The sequence below is a fragment of the Rhodosalinus sp. K401 genome, assembly GCF_041365735.1.
Classification (GTDB): domain Bacteria; phylum Pseudomonadota; class Alphaproteobacteria; order Rhodobacterales; family Rhodobacteraceae; genus Rhodosalinus.
The window spans coordinates 57,638-82,948 of record NZ_JBGFSI010000007.1 but is presented as its reverse complement, the minus strand read 5'-3'; the positions used below and the strand labels follow the sequence as shown (position 1 = coordinate 82,948).

The 25,311-nt window shown below is 69.5% G+C and carries 25 protein-coding genes; 17 read left to right on the top strand and 8 right to left on the bottom strand.

What is annotated here, in order from left to right; all coding sequences use genetic code 11:
* Positions 1–64: 64 nt before the first annotated feature.
* Entirely contained in the window at positions 65–760 is a 696-nt protein-coding gene (locus AB6A66_RS09855) for a helix-turn-helix domain-containing protein (RefSeq protein ID WP_371055732.1), read from the bottom strand.
* Positions 761–780: 20 nt separating this feature from the next.
* Here AB6A66_RS09855 and AB6A66_RS09850 point away from each other — a divergent pair, with 20 nt between their 5' ends.
* The 4 genes from AB6A66_RS09850 to modC all read left to right on the top strand — a co-directional run bounded on the left by AB6A66_RS09850 (position 781) and on the right by modC (position 3,977).
* Positions 781–1,335, top strand: coding sequence for a winged helix-turn-helix domain-containing protein (locus AB6A66_RS09850; protein ID WP_371055731.1), 555 nt, complete (start codon positions 781–783; stop codon positions 1,333–1,335).
* A 132-nt stretch (positions 1,336–1,467) separates the two neighbouring features.
* Positions 1,468–2,193, top strand: a complete 726-nt coding sequence (modA, locus tag AB6A66_RS09845) for a molybdate ABC transporter substrate-binding protein (protein ID WP_371055730.1) — start codon at positions 1,468–1,470, stop codon at positions 2,191–2,193.
* Positions 2,194–2,199: 6 nt separating this feature from the next.
* Entirely contained in the window at positions 2,200–2,892 is a 693-nt protein-coding gene (modB, locus tag AB6A66_RS09840; protein ID WP_371055826.1) for a molybdate ABC transporter permease subunit, read from the top strand.
* Positions 2,892–3,977: a molybdenum ABC transporter ATP-binding protein gene (modC, locus tag AB6A66_RS09835; protein ID WP_371055729.1), complete on the top strand. Its 1,086-nt coding sequence runs from the start codon at positions 2,892–2,894 to the stop codon at positions 3,975–3,977. Before modB ends, modC begins: the two co-directional genes overlap by 1 nt.
* Before the next feature lie 11 nt (positions 3,978–3,988).
* Here the strand turns inward: modC and AB6A66_RS09830 are convergent, their stop codons facing one another.
* Positions 3,989–5,275: a homoserine dehydrogenase gene (locus AB6A66_RS09830; protein WP_371055728.1), complete on the bottom strand. Its 1,287-nt coding sequence runs from the start codon at positions 5,273–5,275 to the stop codon at positions 3,989–3,991.
* 103 nt (positions 5,276–5,378) lie between these two features.
* Positions 5,379–5,681, bottom strand: a complete 303-nt coding sequence (locus AB6A66_RS09825) for a hypothetical protein (RefSeq protein ID WP_371055727.1) — start codon at positions 5,679–5,681, stop codon at positions 5,379–5,381.
* A gap of 104 nt (positions 5,682–5,785) precedes the next feature.
* Between AB6A66_RS09825 and AB6A66_RS09820 the strand changes: the two genes are divergently transcribed.
* Positions 5,786–6,376, top strand: coding sequence for a TetR/AcrR family transcriptional regulator (locus AB6A66_RS09820; RefSeq protein WP_371055726.1), 591 nt, complete (start codon positions 5,786–5,788; stop codon positions 6,374–6,376).
* Between the two features lie 45 nt (positions 6,377–6,421).
* Here AB6A66_RS09820 and AB6A66_RS09815 read toward each other — a convergent pair whose 3' ends face one another.
* The gene (locus tag AB6A66_RS09815) at positions 6,422–7,330 is read right to left on the bottom strand and encodes a pirin family protein (protein WP_371055725.1); all 909 of its coding nucleotides are present in this window, start codon (positions 7,328–7,330) and stop codon (positions 6,422–6,424) included.
* A 167-nt stretch (positions 7,331–7,497) separates the two neighbouring features.
* On the opposite strand from AB6A66_RS09815, the gene AB6A66_RS09810 reads away from it, so the two are divergent.
* The gene (locus AB6A66_RS09810; protein WP_371055724.1) at positions 7,498–7,992 is read left to right on the top strand and encodes a hypothetical protein; all 495 of its coding nucleotides are present in this window, start codon (positions 7,498–7,500) and stop codon (positions 7,990–7,992) included.
* A 6-nt stretch (positions 7,993–7,998) separates the two neighbouring features.
* Here AB6A66_RS09810 and AB6A66_RS09805 read toward each other — a convergent pair whose 3' ends face one another.
* The 3 genes from AB6A66_RS09805 to AB6A66_RS09795 are packed head-to-tail and all read right to left on the bottom strand — an operon-like array spanning position 7,999 to position 10,755.
* The gene (locus AB6A66_RS09805) at positions 7,999–8,553 is read right to left on the bottom strand and encodes a TadE/TadG family type IV pilus assembly protein (protein WP_371055723.1); all 555 of its coding nucleotides are present in this window, start codon (positions 8,551–8,553) and stop codon (positions 7,999–8,001) included.
* 13 nt (positions 8,554–8,566) lie between these two features.
* Entirely contained in the window at positions 8,567–9,043 is a 477-nt protein-coding gene (locus tag AB6A66_RS09800) for a TadE/TadG family type IV pilus assembly protein (protein WP_371039206.1), read from the bottom strand.
* A gap of 50 nt (positions 9,044–9,093) precedes the next feature.
* Positions 9,094–10,755: a pilus assembly protein TadG-related protein gene (locus tag AB6A66_RS09795; protein WP_371039205.1), complete on the bottom strand. Its 1,662-nt coding sequence runs from the start codon at positions 10,753–10,755 to the stop codon at positions 9,094–9,096.
* A gap of 456 nt (positions 10,756–11,211) precedes the next feature.
* On the opposite strand from AB6A66_RS09795, the gene AB6A66_RS09790 reads away from it, so the two are divergent.
* On the top strand, positions 11,212–12,645 hold the full coding sequence (locus AB6A66_RS09790) for a Glu/Leu/Phe/Val dehydrogenase (RefSeq protein WP_371039204.1): 1,434 nt from the start codon (positions 11,212–11,214) through the stop codon (positions 12,643–12,645).
* A gap of 12 nt (positions 12,646–12,657) precedes the next feature.
* Here AB6A66_RS09790 and AB6A66_RS09785 read toward each other — a convergent pair whose 3' ends face one another.
* Entirely contained in the window at positions 12,658–13,134 is a 477-nt protein-coding gene (locus AB6A66_RS09785; RefSeq protein ID WP_371055722.1) for a hypothetical protein, read from the bottom strand.
* Positions 13,135–13,333: 199 nt separating this feature from the next.
* Here AB6A66_RS09785 and AB6A66_RS09780 point away from each other — a divergent pair, with 199 nt between their 5' ends.
* From AB6A66_RS09780 to ribD, 10 genes are all read left to right on the top strand, one after another.
* Positions 13,334–14,587, top strand: coding sequence for a sarcosine oxidase subunit beta family protein (locus AB6A66_RS09780; RefSeq protein ID WP_371055721.1), 1,254 nt, complete (start codon positions 13,334–13,336; stop codon positions 14,585–14,587).
* Between the two features lie 96 nt (positions 14,588–14,683).
* Complete coding sequence (locus tag AB6A66_RS09775) at positions 14,684–14,962, top strand: sarcosine oxidase subunit delta (protein ID WP_371039201.1); 279 nt, start codon at positions 14,684–14,686, stop codon at positions 14,960–14,962.
* Complete coding sequence (locus tag AB6A66_RS09770) at positions 14,959–17,898, top strand: sarcosine oxidase subunit alpha family protein (protein WP_371055720.1); 2,940 nt, start codon at positions 14,959–14,961, stop codon at positions 17,896–17,898. The genes AB6A66_RS09775 and AB6A66_RS09770 overlap by 4 nt, the downstream gene beginning before the upstream one ends.
* Positions 17,891–18,442, top strand: coding sequence for a sarcosine oxidase subunit gamma (locus tag AB6A66_RS09765; RefSeq protein ID WP_371055719.1), 552 nt, complete (start codon positions 17,891–17,893; stop codon positions 18,440–18,442). The genes AB6A66_RS09770 and AB6A66_RS09765 overlap by 8 nt, the downstream gene beginning before the upstream one ends.
* A gap of 53 nt (positions 18,443–18,495) precedes the next feature.
* Entirely contained in the window at positions 18,496–18,795 is a 300-nt protein-coding gene (locus AB6A66_RS09760) for a hypothetical protein (RefSeq protein WP_371055718.1), read from the top strand.
* Positions 18,796–18,874: 79 nt separating this feature from the next.
* Positions 18,875–20,821 carry a DNA primase gene (gene dnaG, locus AB6A66_RS09755; protein ID WP_371055717.1) on the top strand — a complete coding sequence of 649 codons (1,947 nt, stop codon included), beginning with the start codon at positions 18,875–18,877 and terminating at the stop codon, positions 20,819–20,821.
* Positions 20,822–20,932: 111 nt separating this feature from the next.
* The gene (rpoD, locus tag AB6A66_RS09750) at positions 20,933–22,939 is read left to right on the top strand and encodes an RNA polymerase sigma factor RpoD (RefSeq protein WP_371055716.1); all 2,007 of its coding nucleotides are present in this window, start codon (positions 20,933–20,935) and stop codon (positions 22,937–22,939) included.
* Between the two features lies 1 nt (position 22,940).
* Positions 22,941–23,231 carry an HlyU family transcriptional regulator gene (locus tag AB6A66_RS09745; protein WP_371055715.1) on the top strand — a complete coding sequence of 97 codons (291 nt, stop codon included), beginning with the start codon at positions 22,941–22,943 and terminating at the stop codon, positions 23,229–23,231.
* A gap of 491 nt (positions 23,232–23,722) precedes the next feature.
* Positions 23,723–24,202, top strand: coding sequence for a transcriptional regulator NrdR (nrdR, locus tag AB6A66_RS09740; protein ID WP_371039194.1), 480 nt, complete (start codon positions 23,723–23,725; stop codon positions 24,200–24,202).
* Positions 24,199–25,293: a bifunctional diaminohydroxyphosphoribosylaminopyrimidine deaminase/5-amino-6-(5-phosphoribosylamino)uracil reductase RibD gene (gene ribD / locus AB6A66_RS09735; protein ID WP_371055714.1), complete on the top strand. Its 1,095-nt coding sequence runs from the start codon at positions 24,199–24,201 to the stop codon at positions 25,291–25,293. The genes nrdR and ribD overlap by 4 nt, the downstream gene beginning before the upstream one ends.
* Positions 25,294–25,311: the final 18 nt, after the last annotated feature.

Below are 25,311 nucleotides of genomic sequence, written 5' to 3'. Positions count from 1 at the left end.
ACGGCCTCGAAGCGGGCGCGGTCCTCGGCCAGGAGCTCGAGGCTCGGGGATGCGGCCTTGCCGATCATGCAACCCCCGCTCGACCTTGGGCCGCACGCGCTGCGGCCCACGCCACGTACTTCTCAGCAATCGAGATGCGGATCTGCTCATCGGGCTCAGGCGGGAGAGCGAAAGGAACGCGCCAGCCGTGGCCGTGGCCGTCACTGGCCCTGACGCCGAGTTCGGCAAGGCTCGGCCAGCCCTTCTCTGCAAGCCACGCATTCCACCGCGCGGCGCGGTGGCTGGTGTCGTGCGCCACCTCGATTTGAGCGACGGGACAGTCGCCGGCCTCGCGCGCCCTATGGTTCTTTACGTGGTTCTTATATAGGGCGGCTATCTCGTGACCCGCGTTCGGTTCAGATTTGACCCGCGTTCGGGCCTCTGACGCGGGTCGGCGATGACCCGCGTTCTCGGTCTTCGGCGGCGCGAATGCCACCACCTTGCCGGGGCTCGTGAAGGTGTAATTCGCCGTGCGGTTGCGCGCCGTCGCGCCGTGACGGCCGAGCCATCCGGCTTTGGTCAGCTCGCCCAGAGCTCGCTTGATCGTGGCCTCGGACATGCCGAGGTGATCGGCGAGGACCGCGCGGCTAGGGTTGCATTGGCCCGTCTCGCCGTTGGCGAAATCGAGCGCGAGGGACTGCGCGACAAGCCGTGCCGTGGCGGATAGGCTCTTGTCCGTCCGGACGGCTTGCGCCCACTGGTGCCTCCACGCCGCCGTCATGTCGGGCCTCGCAGCTCGAGGTGAAGGCGGCGGCCCAGGCGCGGCGCGGCAGGCAAAAGAGGGTTCGCCAGACGCGGATTTTTCTGTATTATTTCAGAGGCCGGATTTTTGCGGTTCGTCAGCGCAAGGCAATGATTTTCCCCGCTGCTTACCGTTCTTCCGGGACCGCCAGACCGACCGAGGAGGCCGCGGCCCTGACCGAGCACCCTCCACGCCTTCGCCTGCGCGTCGTGTTCGGCGCCGACGCCATGCTGGGCCCAGGCAAGGCGGACCTGCTCGAACTGATCGAGCAGACCGGGTCCATCGCGGCGGCGGGCCGCGCCATGCGGATGAGCTACAAGCGCGCCTGGAGCCTCGTGGAGGAAATGAACGCCGCGTTCCGGGCACCGCTCGTGGCGCGCAGCCGAGGCGGCGCCCATGGCGGTGGCGCGCATCTGACCGAGACGGGAGCGACGGTGCTGGCGCATTACCGCGCGCTCGAACGACGGGCGACCGACGCCGGAGAGGCGGAGATCGCTGCGCTGCGCGCCCTGCTCGCGGAGGCGGGCGCGTCCGACATGTCCGGCGGGAAATAACGCTTGCCATTGGCGGGGGTGCCGGGCGATATGTTTCGTGAAACATATCAACAGGAGAGAGACGCCCCGGTGTTCAAGCCAGCTTGCATTCGAGCGGCCGCCCGCACGACAGCGGCTGCGCTGGTCATCGCCATGTGCGTCCCCGTGCAGGCCAGCGCGGACCGGATCACGGTGTTCGCCGCGGCCAGCATGAGCGACGCGATGGCGGAGATCGAGCAGGGTTTCGAGGCCGCCACCGGCCACGACGTCGTTGTCTCCCTCGCCGGATCCTCCGCGCTCGCCCGCCAGATCCAGCAGGGCGCGCCGGCGGATGTCTTCATCTCCGCCAACCCGGGCTGGATGGACATGCTCGAGGCCGACGGCCTTGTCGAAGCGGCCACGCGCTTCGATCTCCTTGCGAATTCCCTCGTGCTGGTCGCGGCGGGTGGCGCCGCCGCGCCGGTCGAGATCGGTCCCGGAATGGACCTCGCGGGCCTCCTGGGCGACGGGCGGCTGGCCATGGCGCTCGTCGACGCAGTGCCCGCGGGCATTTACGGCAAGGCGGCGCTGGAAAGCCTCGGGCAGTGGGACAAGGTCGCGGCGCAAGTGGCGCAGGCCGACAACGTCCGTGCCGCGCTCGCCTTCGTGGCGACGGGCGAGGCGCCTTACGGCATCGTCTACGCCACCGACGCGGTGGCCGAGGATGATGTGACGGTCGCCGGCACCTTTCCCGCCGCGACCCATCCGCCCATCGTCTATCCGGCCGCCGCCCTCGCCGAGAGCCAGAGCGCCCTGAGCCGGTCCTTCCTCGACTTCCTCCGCAGCCCGGACTCGCGCAAGGCGTTCGAGCGTCAGGGCTTCGTGGTCCTCGCCGAATAGCGCATGATGGCCTGGCTCGGCCCTGATGAATGGCGGGCGGTGGCGCTGTCGCTGCGCGTCTCCCTCTGGGCGACGCTGGTCAGCTTGCCGCTGGGTATCCTCACGGCTTATGCGCTGGCCCGCTGGTCCTTTCCCGGCAAGCAGCTTCTGAACGGCATCGTGCACCTGCCGCTCATCCTGCCGCCGGTGGTGACGGGCTACCTGTTGCTGCTGACGTTCGGCACGCGCGGGCCTGTCGGCAGCGTCCTGGCCGATTGGGGCATCGTCCTCGCCTTTCGCTGGACAGGCGCGGCGCTCGCGGCGGGCGTCATGGCCTTTCCGCTGATGGTGCGCGCGATCCGCCTGTCGATCGAGGCGGTGGACCCGAAGCTCGAGCAGGCGAGCGCGACGCTCGGCGCGCCGCCGCTCTGGGTCTTCCTGACGGTGACGTTGCCGATGGCACTGCCGGGCATCGTGGCGGGCGCCATCCTCGCCTTCGCCAAGGCGATGGGCGAGTTCGGCGCGACGATCACGTTTGTGTCGAACATCCCCGGTGAGACTCGCACGATCCCGTCCGCGATCTACGCGTTCCTGCAGATCCCCGGCGGCGAAGGCCCGGCGATGAAGCTGGTGATCGTCTCGGTGGTGGTGGCGATGGGGGCGCTCTTATTGTCGGAAGTCGTGGGCCGCCGCGTCGCCGCGCGCGTCGGCGGCGCCTGATGCTCGAGGTCGCGGTCAGCCACGCGTTCCCGGGCTTCGAACTCGATGCACGCTTCGAGGCGCCGCCGGGTGTCACCGCTCTTTTCGGGCGCTCCGGGTCGGGAAAGACCACCGTGGTGAACGCGGTGGCGGGGCTTCTGCGCCCGGACAAGGGCCGGGTCGCGGTCAACGGGGAGGCGCTTTTCGATATCGAGGCCGGGCTCTGGACGCCGCCCCACCGCCGACGGGTCGGCTACGTGTTCCAGGAGGGGCGGCTCTTTCCCCATCTCACGGTGCGGCAGAACCTGCTTTACGGCCGATGGATGGCGCGTGCCGCTCGGGATGCGGCGGCCTTCGACCGGATCGTTGGGATGCTTGGATTGGAGCCGCTCCTGCTGCGCCGCCCGGGGGGCCTGTCGGGCGGCGAAAAGCAGCGCGTCGCGGTCGGGCGCGCGCTTCTCGCCGCGCCGCGCCTCATCCTGATGGACGAGCCGCTCGCCGCGCTCGACGAGGCGCGCAAGGCCGAGATCCTGCCCTATCTCGAACGCCTGCGGGACGATACGGAAACGCCCGTCCTCTACGTCAGCCACTCGGTCGCGGAGGTGGCGCGGCTCGCCACTACGGTGGTCGCGCTGAAGGAGGGCCGCGTGCTGCGCGCGGGGCCTGCGGCGGAGGTCATGTCGGACCCGGCGGCTGTGCCCGCCTTCGGGCCGCGCGCGGCGGGCAGCGTGATCACCGCCCGCGTGGTCGCGCATCACCCCGACGGCCTGACCGAACTCGCCGCGCCGGGCGGGCGGCTTTTCCTGCCGCGCGTCGCCGCGTCGGAGGGCGCACCGCTGCGCGTGCGCGTGTCGGCTCAGGACGTGATGATTTCCACGACGCGTCCCGACGGCCTTTCGGCACTGAACCTTCTGGAGGGCCGGATCGCCGCGCTCCGTCCGGGCGAGGGGCCGGGCCTGCTGGTGCGGATCGATCTCGGGGCAGGGGAGATCCTGGCACGAATCACCCGCCGTTCGGCCAAGGCGTTGGCGCTTGCCGAGGGGCAGCAGGTGGTCGCGGTGGTCAAGGCGGTGTCGGTGGCGCCGGGCGACGTCGGCGGCGGCTGAGCCCCGCGGCGTCAGACGCTTTCGATGCGAAGCGCCACCACCTCGCCGGCCAGAACGCCGGTGCCCGGCATGGCCTCCAGCGCCGCATCGAGCGCGTCGCGCGCCGTCTTGTGGGTCACGATCAGCACCGGGGCGGTGTCGGCGGCGTGCTTGTACTGGCGCATCCGGTCGATGGAGATACCGGCCTCGCCCAGAACGGTGGCGATCTGCGCGAGCGCCCCGGGGCGATCCTTCAGTTCCATGCGCAGGTAGTAGGGCGCGGGCGTCGCCGTGCGCGCGGGCGTGGCGTGGGCCAGCCTTGCGGCGGGCACCCCGAAGGTGGAGACGCGCGTGCCCCGCGCGATGTCGAGCACGTCGGACATCACCGCGCTGGCCGTCGGGCCCTCGCCGGCCCCCGCGCCCCGCAGCACGATCTGGCCCACCGCGTCGCCTTCCAGGACGCACATGTTCGTGGGGCCCTCGAGCTGGCCTATGGGCGAGCTTGCCGGCACGAGGCAGGGCGACATGCGGGTTTCCAGCCCCCGCCCCGTCATCTGCGCCACGCCCAGAAGCTTGATGCGGAAGCCGAGGTCGCGCGCCCGGCGGATGTCGTCGATGGAGATGCGCTCGATCCCCTCGATCTCGACCCCGTCGAAATCCACCCGCGTGCCGAAGGCGATCGCGGCCAGCAGCGCGAGCTTGTGGGCCGCGTCGATGCCGCCCACGTCGAGGGTCGGGTCGGCCTCCAGGTAGCCAAGCTGGTTCGCCTCGTCGAAGACCGTGTCGTAGGACAGACCGGCGCTTTCCATCCGGGTCAGGATGTAGTTGCAGGTGCCGTTCATCACGCCCATCACGCGGGTCAGGTCGTTGCCGGCCAGCCCCTCGGTCAGCGACTTGATGACGGGGATGCCGCCGGCCACCGCCGCCTCGAAGCGCAGCACGCGCCCCGCGGCCTCGGCCGCCTCGGCAAGCGCCTGGCCGTGGATGGCGAGCATCGCCTTGTTGGCGGTGACCACGTCCTTGCCCGCGGCGAGCGCGGCCTCGGTCGCGGCCTTGGCGGGGCCGTCCGAGCCGCCCATCAGCTCCACGAACACGTCCACGTCGTCGCGCGTGGCCAGCGCGACGGGATCGTCCTCCCAGCTGTAGTCGGCAAGGCTCACGCCGCGGTCCTTGTCGCGGGTGCGCGCGGAGACGGCGGAGATCGTCACCGGCCGCCCGGTGCGCGCCTCCAGCAGTTCGGCCTTGCGGCGCACGATCTTGACGACGCCGGCGCCCACCGTGCCGAGACCGGCGATGCCGAGACGCAGGGGATCGGACATGGGCTGGCTCCTTTCGGGTGGGGACGTTCCTGGTACGCTTCCGGCGCGATCTATCCCGATCGCCGCGGGCGTGCAACGCCAAGCCGCCGCGCGGCGCTTACGCCTACTCCGCGCGAAGCGCGTCGGCCCGCAGGCGCAGCGTGTCCGCCCGCGCCGAGAGCGCCGCGGCCTCGCTGCCCGTGTCGGTGCGCGCCCGGGCCTGCAACGCCGCCGCCTGCAGCGACAGACGCTCCGCCGCCTCCGGCGTGGCGCGGGGCGGGCGGTCCGGGCCGAGCACCTCCTCGATGGGCAGAAGCCTGGGGTAGGGCGCGTTCGCCACGTCCGGCGCGACCGCCGCGTCAAGGTCCGGGAACTGCGTGCAGGCGGCGAGCGCGGTCAGGGCGAGCATGAAGAGGCGAGGGCGCATCGGGCGGCTTTCCGGCTGGGTCTGTCACCCTCTTGCCTCAGGGCGCGCGGGGCTGGCAAGCGCGGCGGTTGATCTGAACGGGCGTTCAGTAAATCCTGCCACCCATGGCACGCACGGCAGGATCGCATGCGGGGGTGACCGGCCCGAGGATGCGCGCGGCCGCGTTGAAGCTTTTCGCGCGCCACGGCTACGCGGCGGTCTCGATGCGCCGGATCGCCGCCGAGGTGGGTGTTCAGGCCGGGGCGCTCTACAGCTACACGCCCGACAAGCAGACGCTGCTCTTCTCGCTTCTCGAAAATCACATGGAAGAGTTGCTGGCGGCGCGCATGGCGCTGCCCGCCTCGGGCCCGGCGCTCGCGCGGCTTGAGGCGTTCACCCGGTTTCACATCCGGTTCCACCTCGAGCGCCCAGAGGCGGTCTTTATCTCCTACATGGAGCTTCGCAATCTCGAGCCGGAGAATTTCGCCGTGATCGAGAGGCTACGGCGGGATTACGAGACCTTTCTGGAAACCATTCTGCGCGATGGCGATGCCGAGGGCGTTTTCGCGGTGCCCGACACCAAGATCGCCGCGCTCGCCCTCATCGCCATGCTGAACGGCGTGAACACCTGGTATCGCGCGGGCGGCCGGCTCTCGCTCGCCGAGGTGGAGGCGATCCACTGGGACATGGTGCGCAAGGCGGTCGCGCCGGCCTGACCGATCCGGGGCCGGGCCGCGCCCCGGCCCGATCCCGGCGCGCGGTCAGTCGGCCCGGATGAAGGTGCCGTTCCGCAACTCGGTCACGGCCTGCAGGATCTCCTCGCGGGTGTTCATTACGATCGGCCCATGCCAGGCGACGGGTTCGCGGATCGGCGCGCCCGAGATCAGCAGGAAGCGGATGCCCTCCGGCCCGGCCTGCACCGTCACCTCGTCGCCGGTGCCGAAGCGCACGAGAGTGCGGTCGCCCGACAGGTCGCGGATGTTCACTTCCTGGCCGGCGATCTCCTTCTCGAGCAGCACGCCCGCGGGCTGGCTCGCGTCGGCGAAGACGCCCGCGCCGTGGAACACGTAGGCGAAGGCGCGGCGGTAGGTGTCGATGCGGAACGTCTTCTTCACGCCCGCGGGCACGAAGATGTCGAGATATTGCGGCTCCGCCGCGATGCCGTCCACCGGGCCGGTCCTGCCCCAGAACTCGCCCACGATCACCTTCACGCGCGTGCCGTCATCGTCGATCACCTCGGGAATGTCGGTGCCTTTCACGTCCTGATAGTGGGGCGCGGTCATCTTCAGTGACGACGGCAGGTTCGCCCAGAGCTGGAAGCCGTGCATCTGACCCGCCGCGTTTCCCTTCGGCATCTCCTGGTGCAGGATGCCCGACCCGGCGGTCATCCACTGCACGTCGCCCGCGCCGAGCGAGCCGACATTGCCGAGGCTGTCGCCGTGATCGACCGTGCCCTCGAGCACATAGGTGATCGTCTCGATGCCGCGGTGCGGGTGCCAGGGAAAGCCGCGCTGATAGTGCTCGGGCACGTCGTTGCGGAAGTCGTCGAAAAGCAGGAACGGGTCGAGCTCCGAGGGATCCTGGAAACCGAAGGCGCGGTGCAGGTGCACGCCCGCGCCTTCAAGCGTCGGCTGCGCGCGGCGGGTCTCGACGGTCGGTCTGAGTGACATGGCGCTCTCTCCGGATTGATGTGACATCACGGCAGATAAGGGGCGTCGCGTCCGCGAGCAACGCGGGGGGCGAGAGGGCCGGTGTGCGGCACCGCACAGTCGCCGGCCCCTCGCCATCGCCGCGTGCCCGCGCTAGAGCAGGCGTCGAACCAGCGGACGGGGCAGGCATGAGCGAGCGGGATGAGCGGCACGACAGTGTGGAGGTGCGGCTTGCGCCCTCGCCGGGGCGGCGGTGGTTCGGGCTGGGCGTGACCTACGCTCTCGGCGCGCTTCTGCTTTACCTCGCGCTCGCGGCGCCGCCCGCGCCGGCCTGGCAGGTCTTTCTCGTCCTCGCGGCGGGAGCCGCGCTCTGGACCGGCGAGAAGATGCGCCGCGCGACGTCGGGCGCGGTGGAACTGACCGCCCAGGGGTTGCGTGATACGGACGGCACGCTGATCGCCCGCCTGGACGAGATCGAGGGACTGGATCGCGGGATGTTCGCCTTCAAGCCGTCCGGCGGCTTTCTTCTGCGCCTTGCCGCGCCGCGAAGCCCCCGGGTCTGGCGCCCGGGCCTGTGGTGGCGCACCGGCCGCCGGGTCGGCGTGGGCGGCATGACCTCACGCGCAGAGGCCCGCGCGATGGCGGACCTCATTTCGCTCAGGCTGGCAAAGCGGGATCGCTGAGCCTGCTCAGCTGTCCGACCAAACGAGTTGCGGCGCGAAACGCGGGCGCGTGAAGACGAAGGTCTCGAACTGCTGCTGGCCGATACCGACCCTGAAGAGCGGATTGTAGTCGGCCCAGGTCTGCACCAGGATGATCTGCTCTTCATCGACCATCGACGGCAGGACGCCGTCCCAATCCGCGACCTGATCCGGCGTCAGTTCGCCGGCCCCGCCGCGCGATTGGGACCAGCGCAGGTCGTAGCTTTGGGTGTCCTCGTCCCAGCGCACGACCGAGACGCGGACGCCCGGGTTTTCGAGCTCCCCGTCGGTCAGCATGTCGAAAAGCGTCAGCGTGTTGTCGAGGTAGGTCGGCGTGATCTCCAGCGTCTCGCGCGAGAGCATGTCGCCGATCGTGAAGGCGGCCTTGTGGGTGACGCTGTTCTGACGGAACATGTCGAAGAAGACGTAGGTGGCCGAGAATGCCCAGAGAATGACGGGCATCAGGATCACCGCTTCCACGGTCAGGCTGCCCCGCGTCTCGTCGAGGAAGCAGCGAAGGCGATCGCGCCAAAGTGTCATCATCCCGCCATACTCCTCAGGGTTCCTGCACGAAGGCAGAGCTCACGACGAGCGCGACATCGCCCGATGCGTCGGACGCCATGTTCTGGCCGAGCCAGCTTGCGGGCGTGAGCGGCGCGAATTTCAGGCAGGCGCGCAGCAGCATCAGCTCGTTCGACTTGCCCGGCGTCCACTCGCGCAGTGGGTTCACCTCTTCCGACCGGTCCACGCAGTCCGGCTTGTCGGGCAGGGATTGCCAGGCGCGCATGTCGTTGGGCACCATCTCGAGCTTCAGCGCGTTGGTGCAGTCCGGAATGATCGCCGCGTTGTCGCAGATGCTCTGCCGAAGATCCGAGTATTGCGGCGGCGCACCGGTGCTCAGCCGCAGATCGCGCACCGCCATGTCGAGACCGCGCTCGAGCATGGCGTGGCGCATCGTGATGATCCCCAGCTCGATCGTCGCATAGAGGATCATCATGAACAGCGGCATCCAGATCGCGAACTCGATGGTCATGAACCCATCCTCGCGCCCGAGCCATCGCGCCAGCCGGGACTTGCCGCGTCTCATTGGGTAAGCCTCAGCTGGTTGATCTGGCTCGCGATCGCGACGAAGGCGTCGGAGATCTCAAGGCCGTCGACGTCGAAGTAGTGGCTGGGCGAGGAGGCGCAGTTCCGCATCTCCGTTCGGGCGTTGCTCGGCGCCTCGAACGAGATCGTGTAGACCGTCACGCCGTTGTCCTTGGCGAAGTTGCAGAGCGCGTAGAACCGCGAGAGGTTCGTCGAGCGCGAGGACAGTTGTTCGCGCTTGGAACTGGACTGGTTCTGAAGTTCGACGGTGGCGTTGTCGGGGTTCATCGGCTCGGTCGGGCGGTACTGGTCGGTGATCTGACCGTCGGTCATGAGGACGATCACCTTGCGCCAGCCTTCCGCGTTCCAGTCGGACGGACGATCCGTGAAGTCGGCCGGCACCTGCCCGTGGCCCGCGAGATGCGTGAAGGCCGGGCGCGTGGCCGGGTCGAGCAGCGAGAGACCCCACTTCAACGCATAGTGGGTCCCCGTGCCGTCATGCATCCGGATGTCCCGGATGAAGCCACGCAGAGAGCTCTCGTCGTTCTGCGCATACTGGATGCGGGTATCGTCCTCGGGGCACCAGCCCCAGTCCATCACGTTCGCGGCGATGTCCCAGTACATGAAGTGCGGCACCTGGCCCAGGCCGGTCTGCGGCAGGCCCGAATGCGTGAAGTCCGCCGATTCAAGTTCCAGGCAGGAGGAGACGTTCGGGAACTGGTTGGCGAAGAAGTCCGAGTAGCTGAGTTCGAGGTCCACGTCGCGGAAATCGGTCGGGCCGCTGTCGGGCGCGGCCGTGCCGCCCTCCTCGTAGGCGTAGTACTCGGTGGCCTGACGTCCGCCCTTGATAGAAACGCCGACGGTCATGCGGCTTTGATCCAGGTCCGGCGCCTGCGAGGCGATGTAGGACCGCGCGAGGTGGAAGAAATCGTCGAGGTCGTTGCTGATATGCGTTCCGGTGCCGCTGTCCGGGAAACCGTCGATCTTCACCGCGAAGTCGTCCTCGTCGACCGTTCCGAACGGCTCTTCCGTGTCGTAGTAGAACACGACGTTCGAGATGTCCTGCGCCCATTCCGGGAAGTGGTCCGCCCCGGTTTCGTGGTAACGGACGCCGTTCAGGTAATCGAACATCACCGGGCCGGGGTTCGTCTGCCCGGCATAGGGAACGACGTTGACCGAGGTCGTGTCCGCCGCGTTACCGCGCAGCACCGTGCTGATGAACTCCTCCGCCGCCGGCTTGAGGTTGTTCATGCGATTGTTGTAGCGCATGGAGCCCGAGATATCGAGAATGAGCGAGATCTCGATGTTGGGGATCTCCTCCTCCGCGGTGCCCACGGCCGGGGCGCTGAGGTAGTCGATGCCGAGCATGTCGATGAAGAGCGTCCTGGTCTGGCTCGACGCGTCTGCCGATACGGAGCGGAAATTCAGGCCATCCGTCACCGCAGTCTCGGCGAGGAAGTCGCCCATTCCGGACTTGTCGAAATAGCTTTGCACGACGCCCTTGGGCGACAGCGTCTGATCGAGGTCGGCCGCGGCCAGCACGGCCCGGTCGAGCGTGGCCTGAAGGCGCGTGCGCTTCATCTCGTTGAGCATGAAGTCGACGCCGATCCCCGCGACCATGAGCATCATGAGGAACATGTAGATCGACCAGATCGCCATCCCGCCGCGTTCGTCCCGGCCGAAGCGGCCGAAGCACCGCGCGATCGCTGTTTCACTCCTGGACGACGCCTTGCGGCACGCGTCCAGGAAACGCTGCCCTCGTGCCAATGCCACCATGATCGCTACCCTTGCCAAGCCCCCAGCCCAGCGCGCAGACCTTTTTATTACTCTGAAAAGTGGCGGAAATTGGACGACACCGCGCCACTTCGCGCGTCATTGCGCTGCAATTGCGCTGCAAAGGTTAACAAATCCGGCGTTCCCGCTGGAAACTCCGGGGTGCGGAAACGATCCCGCCGGGCGACACCCGAATCGTTTCTGCCGGTCCGCGGGGCGAAGGCCGGCAAAAAATCCCTCGCATCCGGACGCGCGGGCATCCTACGGTCGGCGGAAAAGAGCGGCACGACTCGGGCGCGTTGCGCGGGGACTGCCAGGAACCGCCAGGGGAGGACAGTGAAAATGACGGCGCCGATTCGCGAACCGAGCTTCCGCGAGAGCGTGGACCTGATGTTCAACCGGGCGGTGGCGCTCATGGACCTGCCGCCCGGTCTCGAGGAGAAGATCCGCGTCTGCAACGCCACCTATACCGTGCGCTTCGGCGTGCGCCTGCGCGGGCAGATCCAGACCTTCACCGGGTACCGGTCGGTGCATTCGGAGCACATGGAGCCCGTGAAGGGCGGCATCCGCTATTCCCTGGCGGTGAACCAGGACGAGGTCGAGGCGCTGGCCGCGCTGATGACCTACAAATGCGCGCTGGTGGAGGCGCCGTTCGGCGGCTCCAAGGGCGGGCTCTGCATCGATCCGCGCGAATACGAGGAGGACGAGCTGGAGCGGATCACCCGCCGCTTCGCCTACGAACTCATCAAGCGCGACCTGATCAATCCCGCGCAGAACGTGCCGGCACCCGACATGGGCACCAGCGAGCGCGAGATGTCGTGGATCGCGGACCAGTACAACCGGATGAACACCACCGACATCAACGCGCGCGCCTGCGTCACCGGCAAGCCGCTCGACGGCGGGGGAATCGCCGGCCGGGTGGAGGCCACCGGACGCGGCGTGCAATACGCGCTGCGCGAGTTCTTCCGCCATCCCGAGGACGTCGCCGAGGCCGGGCTCGAGGGCGGGCTGGACGGCAAGCGCGTGATCGTGCAGGGCCTCGGCAACGTTGGCTACCACGCCGCCAGCTTCCTGTCCGGCGAGGACGGCTGCCGCATCACCGGGATCGTCGAGCGGGACGGCGCGCTCTACAATCCCGCCGGGCTCGACGTGGACGCGGTGCGGGCGTGGATCCTCAAGCATGGCGGCGTCACGGGGTTCCCGGACGCCACGCACACCGCCGAGGGCGCGACGCTGCTCGAGACGGAGTGCGACATCCTGATCCCCGCGGCGCTCGAGGGCGTGATCAACATGGGCAACGCCGAGCGGATCAAGGCACCGCTCATCATCGAGGCGGCGAACGGTCCCGTGACGGCGGGCGCGGACGACATCCTGCGCCAGAAGGGCTGCGTCATCATCCCCGACATGTACGCCAATGCCGGCGGCGTCACGGTCAGCTATTTCGAGTGGGTCAAGAACCTCAGCCACATCCGCTTCGGCCGGATGCAGCGCAGGCAGGAAGAGGCGCGTCACGAACTCATCGTGCGCGAGCTCGAGCGGCTCGACCACATGCTGGGCGACGCCTGGAACCTGTCGCCCGATTTCAAGAAACGGTATCTGCGCGGTGCCGACGAGCAGGAACTCGTCCGCTCGGGGCTCGACGACACGATGCGCACCGCCTACCAGAAGATGCGCGAGGTCTGGCACGCACGCGAGGACGTGCAGGACCTGCGGACCGCCGCCTACCTGGTGTCGATCGACCGCGTGGCCGCGAGCTATCGCGCCAAGGGGCTCTAGGCCGGCGGCGCGTCAGCCGGTCATGGTGTCGCAGAACGTGGCGATCTCGGTGGCTGCGGAACTCTTTCCGACGCGGCCCTCGGGAAGGTGAAGCGTCGCGGCCGGCCGCCGCCGGGCCTCGGCCGCCATCTGACTGAAGGCGCCATCGGGGCGCTTCGCAGCACCGCTGGTGATCACGAGGCCGATCCGGTCGGGCAGGGCGGGCCGGGTGTCGAGCCAGCGCGACATCGGCAGCGCGGGCTTTCCGACCCAGAGCGGGGCCGCCAGCACGGCCCAGTCCGCGCTGCCGGGGTCGAGCGCGTCGGGCGCTTCCACGGGCGTGGCCGTTCCGAAGACGGTGCGCATGCTCCAGACCACGAAGGCCAGCGGGCCGGGCCCCGGTCCCGGCGCCGCAAGCTGGTGCAGCGGCGCGCCGGTGAGCTCCGCGATCCGCTCGCAGACCTTCCGCGTCGTCCCGCCCAGCGAGTAGCACACGACGATACCGCCCATGATCCCCCCATCCCGGTTGCGATCCTGCCCAGAATGCAGGCACGAGACGGCGTGTGCATTGATGTCGCGCAACGCGCAGTCGCGGATCGGCCCCGATTTGTCGAAAAGCGATTGGGCAGATCTGTTGCCCCATTGCTATCAAGGGGCCGAGTTGGTTCAGTCGGGCCGGCCGGCGGTGCGGCGCGCGAAGGAGAGGATGATGCGGTTTTCGGGGTTCCGGGTTTTCCGGGAGGGCCTTGCAGGCAATCGGGGCTGGGCGCCGCACTGGCGCGATCCCGAACCGAAGCCGGAATACGATATCGTCATCGTCGGCGGGGGCGGCCATGGCCTGGCCACCGCGTACTACCTGGCCAAGGAGCATGGCCTGACCAACGTGGCGGTGCTCGAGAAGGGCTACATCGGCGGCGGGAACGTGGGCCGGAACACGACCATCGTGCGCGCCAACTACTTCCTGCCGGGAAACTCGGAATTCTACTCGCATTCCCTCAAGCTCTGGGAAGGGCTGGAGGACGAGTTGAACTACAACGTGATGCACTCGCAGCGCGGGCTCATCAATCTCTTCCACTCGGACGGCCAGCGCGACGCCTTCGCCCGCCGCGGCAACGCGATGATCAACCAGGGCGACGACGCGATCCTGCTCGACCGCGAAGGCGTGCGCAAACACCTGCCCTACCTTGATTTCGACAACACCCGCTTTCCGATCTACGGCGGCCTGCTGCACCCGCGCGGCGGCACCGCACGTCACGACGCCGTGGCGTGGGGCTACGCCCGCGGCGCGGACCGGCGCGGTGTGGACCTGATCCAGAACTGCGAGGTGACCGGCATCGACATAGAGGGCGGCCGCGTGACCGGCGTTCAGACCACCCGCGGGGCGATCCGCGCCAAGAAGCTGGGCATCGTCGTCGCCGGACGCTCGAGCCAGGTCGCCGCGATGGCCGGGCTGCGCCTGCCGATCGAAAGCCACATCCTGCAGGCCTTCGTCACCGAGGGGCTGAAGCCCGTGATCGACCACGTCGTGAGCTTCGGCATGGGGCACTTCTACATCAGCCAGTCCGACAAGGGCGGGCTGGTGTTCGGCGGCGACCTCGACTTCTACGCCTCCTACGCGGCGCGGGGGAACCTGCCCATGGTGGAGCACGTGATGGAGGCGGGCATGACGCTGATGCCGATGATCGGCAAGGCGCGGGTTCTGCGCAGCTGGGGCGGCATCATGGACATGACGCCCGACGGATCGCCGATCATCGACAAGGCGCCGGTGGAGGGGCTCTACCTCAATTGCGGCTGGTGCTACGGCGGCTTCAAGGCGGTGCCGGGCTCGGGCTTCTCCTTCGCGCACCTGATGGCCACCGACCGGCACCACGCGCCGGCGGCGGGCTACCGCCTCGACCGGTTCCGGACCGGGCAGGGGCTGATGGACGAAGAGGGCACGGGCTCTCAGCACAATCTGCACTGAGGGGCGGACGATGCGGCATGCTGCGGGCGCGAGAGTTGCGGTGACGGGCGGGCGGACGGCGGTGCGGCCCGCGAACGGCGAAGGGATGACGGGCCGATGCGCATAGACTGCCCCCTCTGCGGCGCGCGCGACCTGCGCGAGTTCACCTACAAGGGCGCGGCGGTGGCGCTTGACCGGCCCGCGCCGGACGCGGGCGCGGAGGCGTGGGACGACTACCTGCACAACCGCGAGAACCCGGCCGGGCGCACCCGCGACCTCTGGTATCACGAGGCGGGCTGCGCCGCGTGGCTCGTGGTCGAGCGGGACACGCGCACGCACGAGGTTTTCTCCGCCGCGCTCGCCCGCGACGTGACCGCCGGGGAGGGCGCGGCATGAGAGTCGCCGGGGCAGGACGCAACGCGGAGGCGCCCGCGGTCTCCTTCCGCTTCGACGGGGTGGACTACCGCGGCCGCGCGGGCGAGCCGCTGTCGGCCGCGCTGCTCGGGAACGGGATCCGTCTGATCGGGCGCAGCTTCAAGTATCACCGCCCGCGCGGCGTGCTGACCGCCGGCTCGGAGGAGCCCAACGCGCTGGTGACGATCGGCCGGGGCGCCGCGGAGGAGCCCAACATCCGCGCCACCATGCAAGAACTCTACGAGGGGCTCGAGGCGCGCAGCCAGAACCGCTGGCCGTCGCTTTCGTGGGATCTGCTGAGCGTCAACGACCTCTTCGCGCCCTTCCTGGGCGCGGGGTTCTACTACAAGACCTTCATGTGGCCCCGCAGCTTCTGGGAGAAGCTCTACGAGCCCGCGATCCGCCGCGCGGCCGGACTCGGCGCGCTCTCGCGCGCGCACAATCCCGACCGCTACGAGAAGGCCTTCGCGTTCTGCGATCTGCTGGTGATCGGGGCGGGGCCGGCAGGGCTGATGGCGGCGCTTGCCGCGGGGCGCGCGGGCGCGGACGTGATCCTCGCCGACGAGAACGCAGAGATGGGCGGCCGCCTTCTCGCCGAGACCGAAGAGGTCGGCGGCCAGCCTGCCCACGGCTGGGCGCGCGAGGTCCTGGCCGAGCTTGCCGGGATGGATAATGTGCGGCTGATGCCGCGCACCACCGTGACGGGCGCCTACGACCAGGGCACCTACGGCGCGCTCGAACGGCTGGCGAGCCACCGCGCCGACCCGCCCGCAACGCTGCCGCAGGAGTGTTTCTGGCGGATCGTGGCAAAGCGCGCGATCCTCGCGGCGGGCGCGCTCGAACGTCCGGTCGCCTTCGCGAACAACGACCGCCCCGGCATCATGACCGCCTCGGCGGTGCGCGCCTACCTCAACCGCTGGGGCGTCGCGGCGGGCCGCTCCGTCGTCGTCTTCGGCAACAACGACGACGCCCACCGAACCGTGCGCGACCTGCAGGCCGCGGGTGTGCACGTGGCCGCGCTGGTGGACAGCCGCACCGACGCGCGCGGCCCCGAGGGCGTGCGCGTCTTTCGCGGCGCGGTGGTCTGCGGCACCGAAGGCGACCGGGACGGGCTCGAGTCCGTCACGATCCGGCTGGAGAACGGCCGCATCGAGCGCATCCGGACGCAGTGCCTGGCCATGTCGGGGGGGTGGAACCCGTCGGTTCACCTGACCTGCCACATGAACGGCCGCCCGGCCTGGCGCGAGGACATCGCCGCCTTCGTGCCGGCCGAGGGCGCGGTGCCGGGGCTGATTCCCGCGGGCGCCTGCGCGGGCGATTTCTCCACCCACGGCTGTCTTGCAGGCGGGCTGCGGACTGCGGCCGGCGCGCTTGCCGATCTCGGACGGCAGCTTCCCGACATCCCGCTGCCCGAGGCCGAGGACGCGCCGTACCGGCTGCGGCCGCTCTGGGCGGTGCCGGGCAAGGGGCGCGCCTGGCTCGATTTCCAGAACGACGTGACGGTGAAGGACGTGAAGCTCGCGGCGCAGGAGAACTACCGCTCCGTCGAGCACATGAAGCGCTACACCACCCAGGGCATGGCGCCCGACCAGGGCAAGAACTCCAACGTCGCCGCGCTGGCCGTCCTTGCCGACGCGACCGGGCGCGGCATCCCCGAGACCGGCACCACGACCTTCCGCCCGCCCTATGTGCCCGTCTCCATCGCCGCGATGGGCGCGGGCGCGCAGGGCAAGGGCTTCGCGCCCGAGCGTTTCACCACGAGCCACCGCGCGAGCCTCGAGCGTGGCGCCCCGATGATCGAGGCGGGTCTCTGGTACCGGCCGAGCTATTTCCCGCAGCCGGGCGAGACCGGCTGGCAGCCTGCCTGCGCGCGCGAGGTGACGATGGTGCGCGAGGCGGTGGGCGTGGCCGACGTCTCCACCCTCGGCAAGATCGACATCCAGGGGTCCGACGCCGCGGCCTTCCTCGACTTCGTCTACGCCAACACCTTCTCGACGCTGAAGGAGGGGCGGGTCCGCTACGGGCTCATGCTGCGCGAGGACGGCCACGTCATGGACGACGGTACCACCGCGCGGCTCGGAGAAACGCACTACCTGATGACCACCACCACCGCGGCGGCGGGGGAGGTGATGCGCCACCTCGAATTCGTGCACCAGGGTCTGCGGCCCGAGCTCGACGTGCGCTTCGTCTCGGTGACGGAGCAGTGGGCGCAGTTCGCCGTGGCCGGCCCGCGGGCGGCGGAACTCCTCGACGGGATCGTCGATGGCGGCCTCGACAGCGACGCCTTCCCCTTCATGGGATGCGGGCCGGTCTCCGTGCTGGGGGTGGCGGGGCGGCTCTTTCGCATCTCCTTCTCGGGCGAGCAGGGCTACGAGGTCGCGGTGCCCGCGCGATACGGCGACGCGCTCTTCCGCACGCTGGTGGCCCGTGCAGAGGCGCTGGGCGGCGGGCCCTACGGGATGGAGGCGCTCAACGTGCTCCGGATCGAGAAGGGCTTCATCACCCATGCCGAGATCCACGGGCGCACCACCGCCTTCGACATCGGCATGGCGCGGATGGTGAGCGCGAAGAAGGACTGCGTGGGCAAGGCCGCTTCCGAGCGGCCGGGCCTCGTCGGCGATCACCGCGAACAACTCGTCGGGCTGCGCCCGCTCGATGCGGCGCGTCCGCTCGGGGCCGGTGCGCATCTTTTCGAGGAGGGCGCGGCGCCCGTGCGCGAGAATTCCCAGGGCTATGTCACCTCCGTGGGGCCGTCCCCCACCTTCGGCTGCTGGCTGGGGCTCGGCTTCCTGCGCAACGGTCGCGCGCGGCATGGCGAGACGGTGATGATGGTGGACCACCTGCGCGGGCGGCGCGTGGCCTGCCGGGTGCAGGACCCCGTCCAGTTCGACCCGGAAGGAGAGCGGATCCGTGGCTGAATTGCCTCCCCTCACGCCCTGCGACGGGCTTCTGCCGGTGGAAACGGGCGGCCTGCGGCTCTCCGAGGAGACGCCGGGGCATATCACCTCGCTCATGCCCGGGCCGGACGGCGCGGCGGCGCTGGGCAAAGCGCTCAAGACGGCGCATGGTCTCGGCTGGCCCGATCCGGGCCGCGCCGTTCTGGGGGCGGACGCCGCCGTGGTCTGGACGGGCCACGACCAGGCGATGCTCATGGGCCCTGTGCCCGACGCGTCGCTTGCCGTTCACGCGGCGCTCACCGACCAGTCCGACGCATGGGCGGTGGTGACGCTTTCCGGGGCGGCCGGGCCTGACGCGCTCGCGCGGCTCGTGCCAGTCGACCTGCGGCCATCCGCCTTCCCGGAGGGCTTTGCCGCGCGCACGCTTCTCGGCCACATGAACGTGAGCCTCGTGCGGACCGGGCCCGAGGCGATCCGGATCATGGCGTTCCGCTCCATGGCGCAGACGCTCGTTCACGAGCTTCGCCAGGCGATGGAAGGCATCGCGGCCCGCCGCGCCGGGTGACAGGCGGGGGCCCGCGCGTTATGTCCTGACGGGATGCATCCCGAGGAGGTTCCATGACCCGCCTGACCCTGACTGTCGCCGCCGCGCTTTTCACCCCCCTGGCCGCCGCCGCGCAAACCGGTCCGGAGGACTGTGCCGCACAGGCGAGCATCGTCGCCGCGGCGGTGGAGCAGCGAAGCGCGGGAGAGGCGCCCGAGGCCGCCACGCAGGCCGTGGCCGGCGCGCTCGAAGGCCGGGCCGAGGCCTATGCAGAGGCGGTGCCGCTCATCGTGGAATGGGTCTGGTCGCTTCCCGAGGGGCAGCTCGGCGCCGACGTGGCCGACACGTACGAGGCCGCCTGCCGGAACCAGTGACCCCGAACGGCCGCGGCGCTGCCTGATCCTTTCACGGGCGACGCTGGACAGAGGCGCCCGTGCGGCCGATATTCGGGCCATGAGCCTGCCCCCCGGATTCCTCGACGAATTGCGCACCCGCACCAGCCTCGCGCAGGTCGTGGGCCGCAAGGTTCTGTGGGACAACCGGAAATCGAACCAGGCCAAGGGCGACATGTGGGCGCCGTGCCCGTTCCACCAGGAAAAGACGGCCAGTTTCCACGTCGACGACCGCAAGGGCTTCTACTATTGCTTCGGCTGTCACGCGAAGGGCGATGCCATCTCCTTCGTCCGCGAGACGGAAAACGTCGATTTCATGGAGGCCGTCGAGATCCTCGCCCGCGAGGCGGGCTTGCCGATGCCCGCCCGTGACCCGAAGGCGAAGGAGAAGGCCGACCGCAACGCCGAGCTCGCCGACGTGATGGAGCAGGCGGTGCGGCATTTCCGGCTCCAGCTCTCCACCGGCGCGGCGGCCGAGGCGCGGGCCTATCTCGCCCGCCGCGGCCTCGACGACGCTGCGCTGTCGCGTTTCGAGATCGGCTTCGCGCCGGACGCGCGCCAAGGGCTTTACCGTCATCTCCGGGACAAGGGGGTGGCGGACGACCTGATCGTGGAGGCCGGGCTTTGCGCCAGGCCCGACGATGGCGGCGCGCCCTACGATCGCTTCCGCGACCGCATCGTCTTTCCGATCCGCGATCCGCGGGGACGTGCCATCGCCCTGGGCGGGCGGGCGATGTCCCCGCAAGCCCGCGCGAAATACCTCAACTCTCCCGCGACGCCCCTCTTCGACAAGTCGCGCAACCTCTACAACCACGCCCCCGCGCGCGAGGCGGCGGGCAAGGGGCAGCCGCTCGTCGTGGCCGAGGGCTACATGGACGTGATCGCACTTGTCACCCACGGGTTCGAGGCGGCGGTGGCGCCGCTCGGAACAGCGATCACGGAAACCCAGCTGGGGCTTTTGTGGCGGATCGCGGACGAACCGGTGGTCGCGCTCGACGGCGACCGCGCCGGGCTTCAGGCCGCCTATCGCCTGATCGATCTCGCGCTGCCGCTTCTGGAGGCGGGCAAGGGGCTGCGCTTCGCGTTGATGCCGCCGGGGCAGGATCCGGACGATCTGCTGCGCGCGCAGGGGCCGACCGCGCTGCGCAAGCTCCTCGACGAGGCGCTGCCGATGGTGCGCCTGCTCTGGCGGCGCGAGACCGAGGGCCGCTCGCTCGACAGCCCCGAGCGCAGGGCCGCGCTCGACAAGGCGCTGCGCGCCGCGGTGGGCCGCATCCGGGATCCGTCGATCCGCACGCATTACGGCGAGGCCTTCCGGTCCCTGCGTTGGGAGCTTTTCCGCCCGGCGCGGCAAGGATTCGGCGGGCGCGTACGCCCTGGCAGCGGCCAGCGATCCCTGTCGCCGATGTCCAGCACGCGGCAGTCGCTGCTGGTCTCGGCCGGGGACGAGGTGACGGGGCATCTGCGCGAGGCGGTGATTCTGGCCACGCTGCTGGCCCATCCCGCGCTGATCGAGGAGGTGGCCGCACCGCTCGAGGCGCTGGAGTGCCGAGACCCCGATCACGACGCGCTGCGCACGGCGCTGCTTGCCCGCCCTGATGCCGACGCGGCGGAGTTGCGCGCGGCGATCGAGGCGACGCTCGGGACAGAGCCCCTTGAAAGGCTGGCCGCCACGGACCATGTGGCGGTAACGCCGTGTCTGCGCCGGCCGGGGGATGTGGAGCTGGCGCGCCAGACACTGTCGGAGGAGTTCGCAAAGCTCGACGCGATTCGCGGGCTGCAGATGGAGATCCGGGAAGCGGAAGAGGATCTGGCGCAGGTGGCCGACGAGACGCTGACATGGCGTCTTGGCCAGGCAGCAGAGGCCAACCACCGCGCCACGCGCATTGGACATGAGGACAAGGTCGAGTATGAAACTGGCCCAAACGGCGCCCGCGTCAGCCGAGCCGAACGAGACAGGCTTCGGGCGCTGCTCGACAGTATTGCGGACAGCAAGGGCCGCAAGTGAGGTCGGGCCACGACAGCCCGCGAAAAACCGACCTGCGCGGGGTGTCCGAATCGCCGCGCCGCGCTATTGATTCGCGTTAACCGAATCGACCCTGTCAGCCGGGAGATCTGAATGGCCGCCAAGGATACCGACGACCGCAAGCCCGAGGACCAGGATCAGGAGGCCGCCCTGACGCTCGACATGAGCCAGGCAGCGGTCAAGAAGATGATCGGCGAGGCGCGCGAGCGCGGCTACATCACCTACGACCAGCTCAACCAGGTTCTGCCGCCCGACCAGGTCTCGTCCGAGCAGATCGAGGACGTGATGTCGATGCTCTCTGAGATGGGCATCAACATCATCGAGGAGGAAGAGGTCGAGGAGGACGACGACAAGGGTTCGACCGATCTGGTCCAGGCGTCGACCTCCAAGGACGTGGCCGTGGCCGGGTCCGAAAGCGAGAAGCTCGACCGCACCGACGACCCGGTGCGCATGTATCTGCGCGAGATGGGCTCGGTCGAGCTTCTGTCGCGCGAAGGCGAGATCGCCATCGCCAAGCGGATCGAGGCCGGCCGCAACACGATGATCGCGGGGCTGTGCGAGAGCCCGCTGACCTTCCAGGCCATCACGATCTGGCGGGACGAGCTTCTGTCCGAGGACATTCTGCTTCGCGACGTCATCGACCTCGAGACGACCTTCGGAAACCAGCTCGGTGACGAGGAGGCGGACGCCCCCGTGGTCGACAGCGGGACCGTGGCGGCCCAGCCTCAACCCCAGGCGCAGCGCGCGCAATCCGAGGAGCAGCCCGAACTCGACGCCGACGGCAACCCGATCGCGCGCGAGGACGAGGACGACGAGGAAGAGCAGGCCAACATGTCGCTGGCCGCGATGGAGGCGGCGCTGAAGCCGCGCGTGCTCGAGACGCTCGACCGCATCGCCGAGGATTTCGAGAAGCTGCGTCACATGCAGGACGCGCGCATCTCGGCGACGCTGAACGAGGACGGCGCCTTCAGCGACACCGAAGAGACCGCCTATCAGACCCTTCGCGCCGAGATCGTGCAGCTGGTCAACTCGCTGCACCTGCACAACAACCGCATCGAGGCGCTGGTCGACCAGCTTTACGGCATCAACCGCCGGATCATGTCCATCGACAGCGCGATGGTGAAACTCGCCGACCAGGCGCGGATCAACCGGCGCGACTTCATCGACGCCTATCGCGGCTACGAACTCGATCCCACCTGGCTCGAGCGTATCTCTCAGAAACCCGGCCGTGGCTGGCAGTCCTTCCTCGAGCGCTCCGCCGACAAGGCGGCCGAGTTGCGCGCCGACATGGCGCAGGTGGGCCAGTATGTCGGCCTCGACATCTCGGAATTCCGCCGCATCGTGGCGCAGGTCCAGAAAGGCGAGAAGGAGGCCCGGCAGGCCAAGAAGGAGATGGTGGAGGCGAACCTGCGTCTCGTGATCTCCATCGCCAAGAAATACACCAACCGCGGCCTGCAGTTCCTCGACCTGATCCAGGAAGGCAACATCGGCCTGATGAAGGCCGTGGACAAGTTCGAGTATCGCCGCGGCTACAAGTTCTCGACCTATGCGACCTGGTGGATCCGCCAGGCGATCACCCGCTCGATCGCGGACCAGGCACGCACCATCCGCATCCCCGTGCACATGATCGAGACGATCAACAAGCTGGTGCGCACCTCGCGCCAGATGCTGCACGAGATCGGCCGCGAGCCCACGCCGGAGGAGCTGGCGGAAAAGCTCCAGATGCCGCTCGAGAAGGTCCGCAAGGTGATGAAGATCGCCAAGGAGCCGATCTCCCTCGAAACGCCCATCGGCGACGAGGAGGACAGCCAGCTCGGCGATTTCATCGAGGACAAGAACGCGGTCCTGCCCCTCGACGCCGCGATCCAAGACAACCTGCGCGAGACGACGACGCGGGTGCTGTCCTCGCTCACCCCGCGCGAGGAACGGGTGCTGCGCATGCGCTTCGGCATCGGGATGAACACCGACCACACGCTCGAGGAGGTCGGCCAGCAGTTCTCGGTCACCCGAGAGCGCATCCGCCAGATCGAGGCCAAGGCGCTGCGCAAGCTCAAGCATCCGAGCCGCTCGCGCAAGCTGCGCTCGTTCCTGGATCAGTAGCATGTCCATCCTGTCGCGTCTCTTCGGCGGCGGCGGCGCGCCCGAGCCCCGGCCAGAAGCCGGGCCCGAGCCGGTGGAGCATGACGGCTTCCGCATCTTCGCGGAGCCCGTGCGCGACGGCGCCGGGTGGCGCGTCGGCGCGCGCATCGAGACAGAGGTGGACGGCGAGGTGAAGGTGCACCGGATGATCCGGGCCGACACCATCGAGAACGAGGACACCGCGCGCGACGCCTCGCTTCGCAAGGCCCGGATGTTGATCGACCAGCAGGGCATGCGCATCTTCGACAGCTGAGACCGGCCCGCGCCGCCTCGTCTGAGCGAGTCGCGTGGCGGTGATCCGCGCACGGCGCGCCTCCTTGCTGCGGGTGGCGCACCGTCCTTTGTTGTCTTCGACAAGGAGTTCCCCGGGCAGGCGGGCCCGCCAATTTCGGGCCGGGCCTTGTTTTCTTGCGCGCGCCAGATCGACGACGGGGCCGCGGGCGGGGCCTCGCGCGGCCGAGTTCCGCCAAATCGTCGAAGGTCTGCCAGGCGGCGACGCCTCGATGCCGAGGGGCGTCCGGCGCGCGATCGCGCGCTTGCGGGCTAATGGCGGGACGCCGCCGGGAAAGGCCGCGCGCGACGTCGGCCCCGCGCCGGAGGGGCGCGATTGCAACGGCCCGGAAAGGAGATATGGCGCGTCCTGTTTTGGGCTACCCGCGATCTGGCGGCCTGCCTATAGTGATAGTGTCGAACTGGGGGAAACACCCCAGAGGCAGAGGCAGAGACAACCGAGGGGGATGGCCCATGCGCTGCCCGTTTTGTGGAAACATCGACACGCAGGTGAAGGACTCGCGGCCCGCAGAGGATCACGTCTCGATCCGGCGGCGACGGTTCTGCCCGGCCTGCGGGGGTCGGTTCACTACCTATGAGCGGGTGCAGCTTCGCGACCTGGTGGTCATCAAGTCGAACGGGCGGCGCGAGGATTTCGACCGCGACAAGCTCGAACGCTCGATCCGCATCGCCCTGCAGAAACGCCCGATCGATCCCGAGCGCGTGGACCAGATGATCAGCGGGATCGTCCGCCGCCTGGAGAGCATGGGCGAGACGGACATCCCCTCCAAGGTGATCGGCGAGATCGTGATGGAAACGCTGGCGCGGATCGACACCGTGGCCTATGTGCGCTTCGCTTCCGTCTACAAGAACTTCCAGGCGGTCGAGGACTTCGAGGACTTCATGTCCGAGCTGCGTCCGAAGATGGGCGCGGAGGTCGAAGACAAGTCATGACCGGGGGCGACGCCCGCTGGATGCGCGTGGCGCTCACGCTCGGGCGGCGCGGTCAGGGGCGCGTCTGGCCGAACCCGGCGGTGGGATGCGTCATCCTCCGAAACGGCCGCGTGGTGGGGCGCGGCTGGACCCGGCCCGGCGGCCGCCCCCATGCCGAGACCGAGGCGCTGGCAGAGGCCGGGGCCGCGGCGCAGGGTGCCACGGCCTACGTCACGCTGGAGCCTTGCGCCCATGGGGGCCGCACGCCGCCTTGCGCGCTTGCCCTTGCCGACGCGGGGGTGGCGCGCGTGGTCGCGCCCCTGACGGATCCCGATCCGCGCGTCGCGGGGCAGGGGTTCGAGGCGTTGCGCCGCCGCGGCGTGGAGGTCACGACGGGTGTCCTGGCCGAGGCCGCGGGCGCCGATCATGCGGGTTTCTTCCGCCGGGTGGAGCAGGGGCGCCCCCTCGTCACGCTGAAACTCGCCGCGTCCTTCGACGGGCGCATCGCCACCGCGACGGGCGAGAGCCGCTGGATCACCGGTGCCGCTGCGCGGCGCTGGGTGCACGGGATGCGCGCCCGCCACGACGCGGTGATGGTGGGGGCGGGCACGGCGCGGGCCGACGATCCCGCGCTGACGGTCCGGGGGCTTGGCGTCGCCCATCAGCCGGTGCGGGTCGTGGTGTCGCGCCGGCTCGATCTGCCGCTCATGGGCCAGCTTGCGCAGACCGCGCGGGACGTGCCGGTCTGGGTCTGTCATGGCGCGGATGCGGACGCCCAGCTCGTGCGCGCCTGGGGCGGGTTGGGCGCGCGGCTGCTGCCTTGCGCGGTGTCGGGCGGGCAGCTCGACCCCCATGCCGTGCTGCAGGCCCTGGGGCGCGAGGGGATCACGCGCGTCTTCTGCGAAGGCGGCGGCGCGCTCGCGGCCTCGCTGCTCGCGGCCGATCTGGTGGACATGCTGGCCGGGGTGACAGCGGGCGTCGCGCTCGGCGCGGAGGGTCAGCCGGTCTTCGGCGCGCTGGGCGTGGAGCGGCTGGAGGACGCGCCGCGCTTTCGCCTCATGGAGACGCGCGCCCTCGGCGCCGATGTCCTGCATGTCTGGCAGAAACCCTGAGCCCGACGCCGCCGCCGC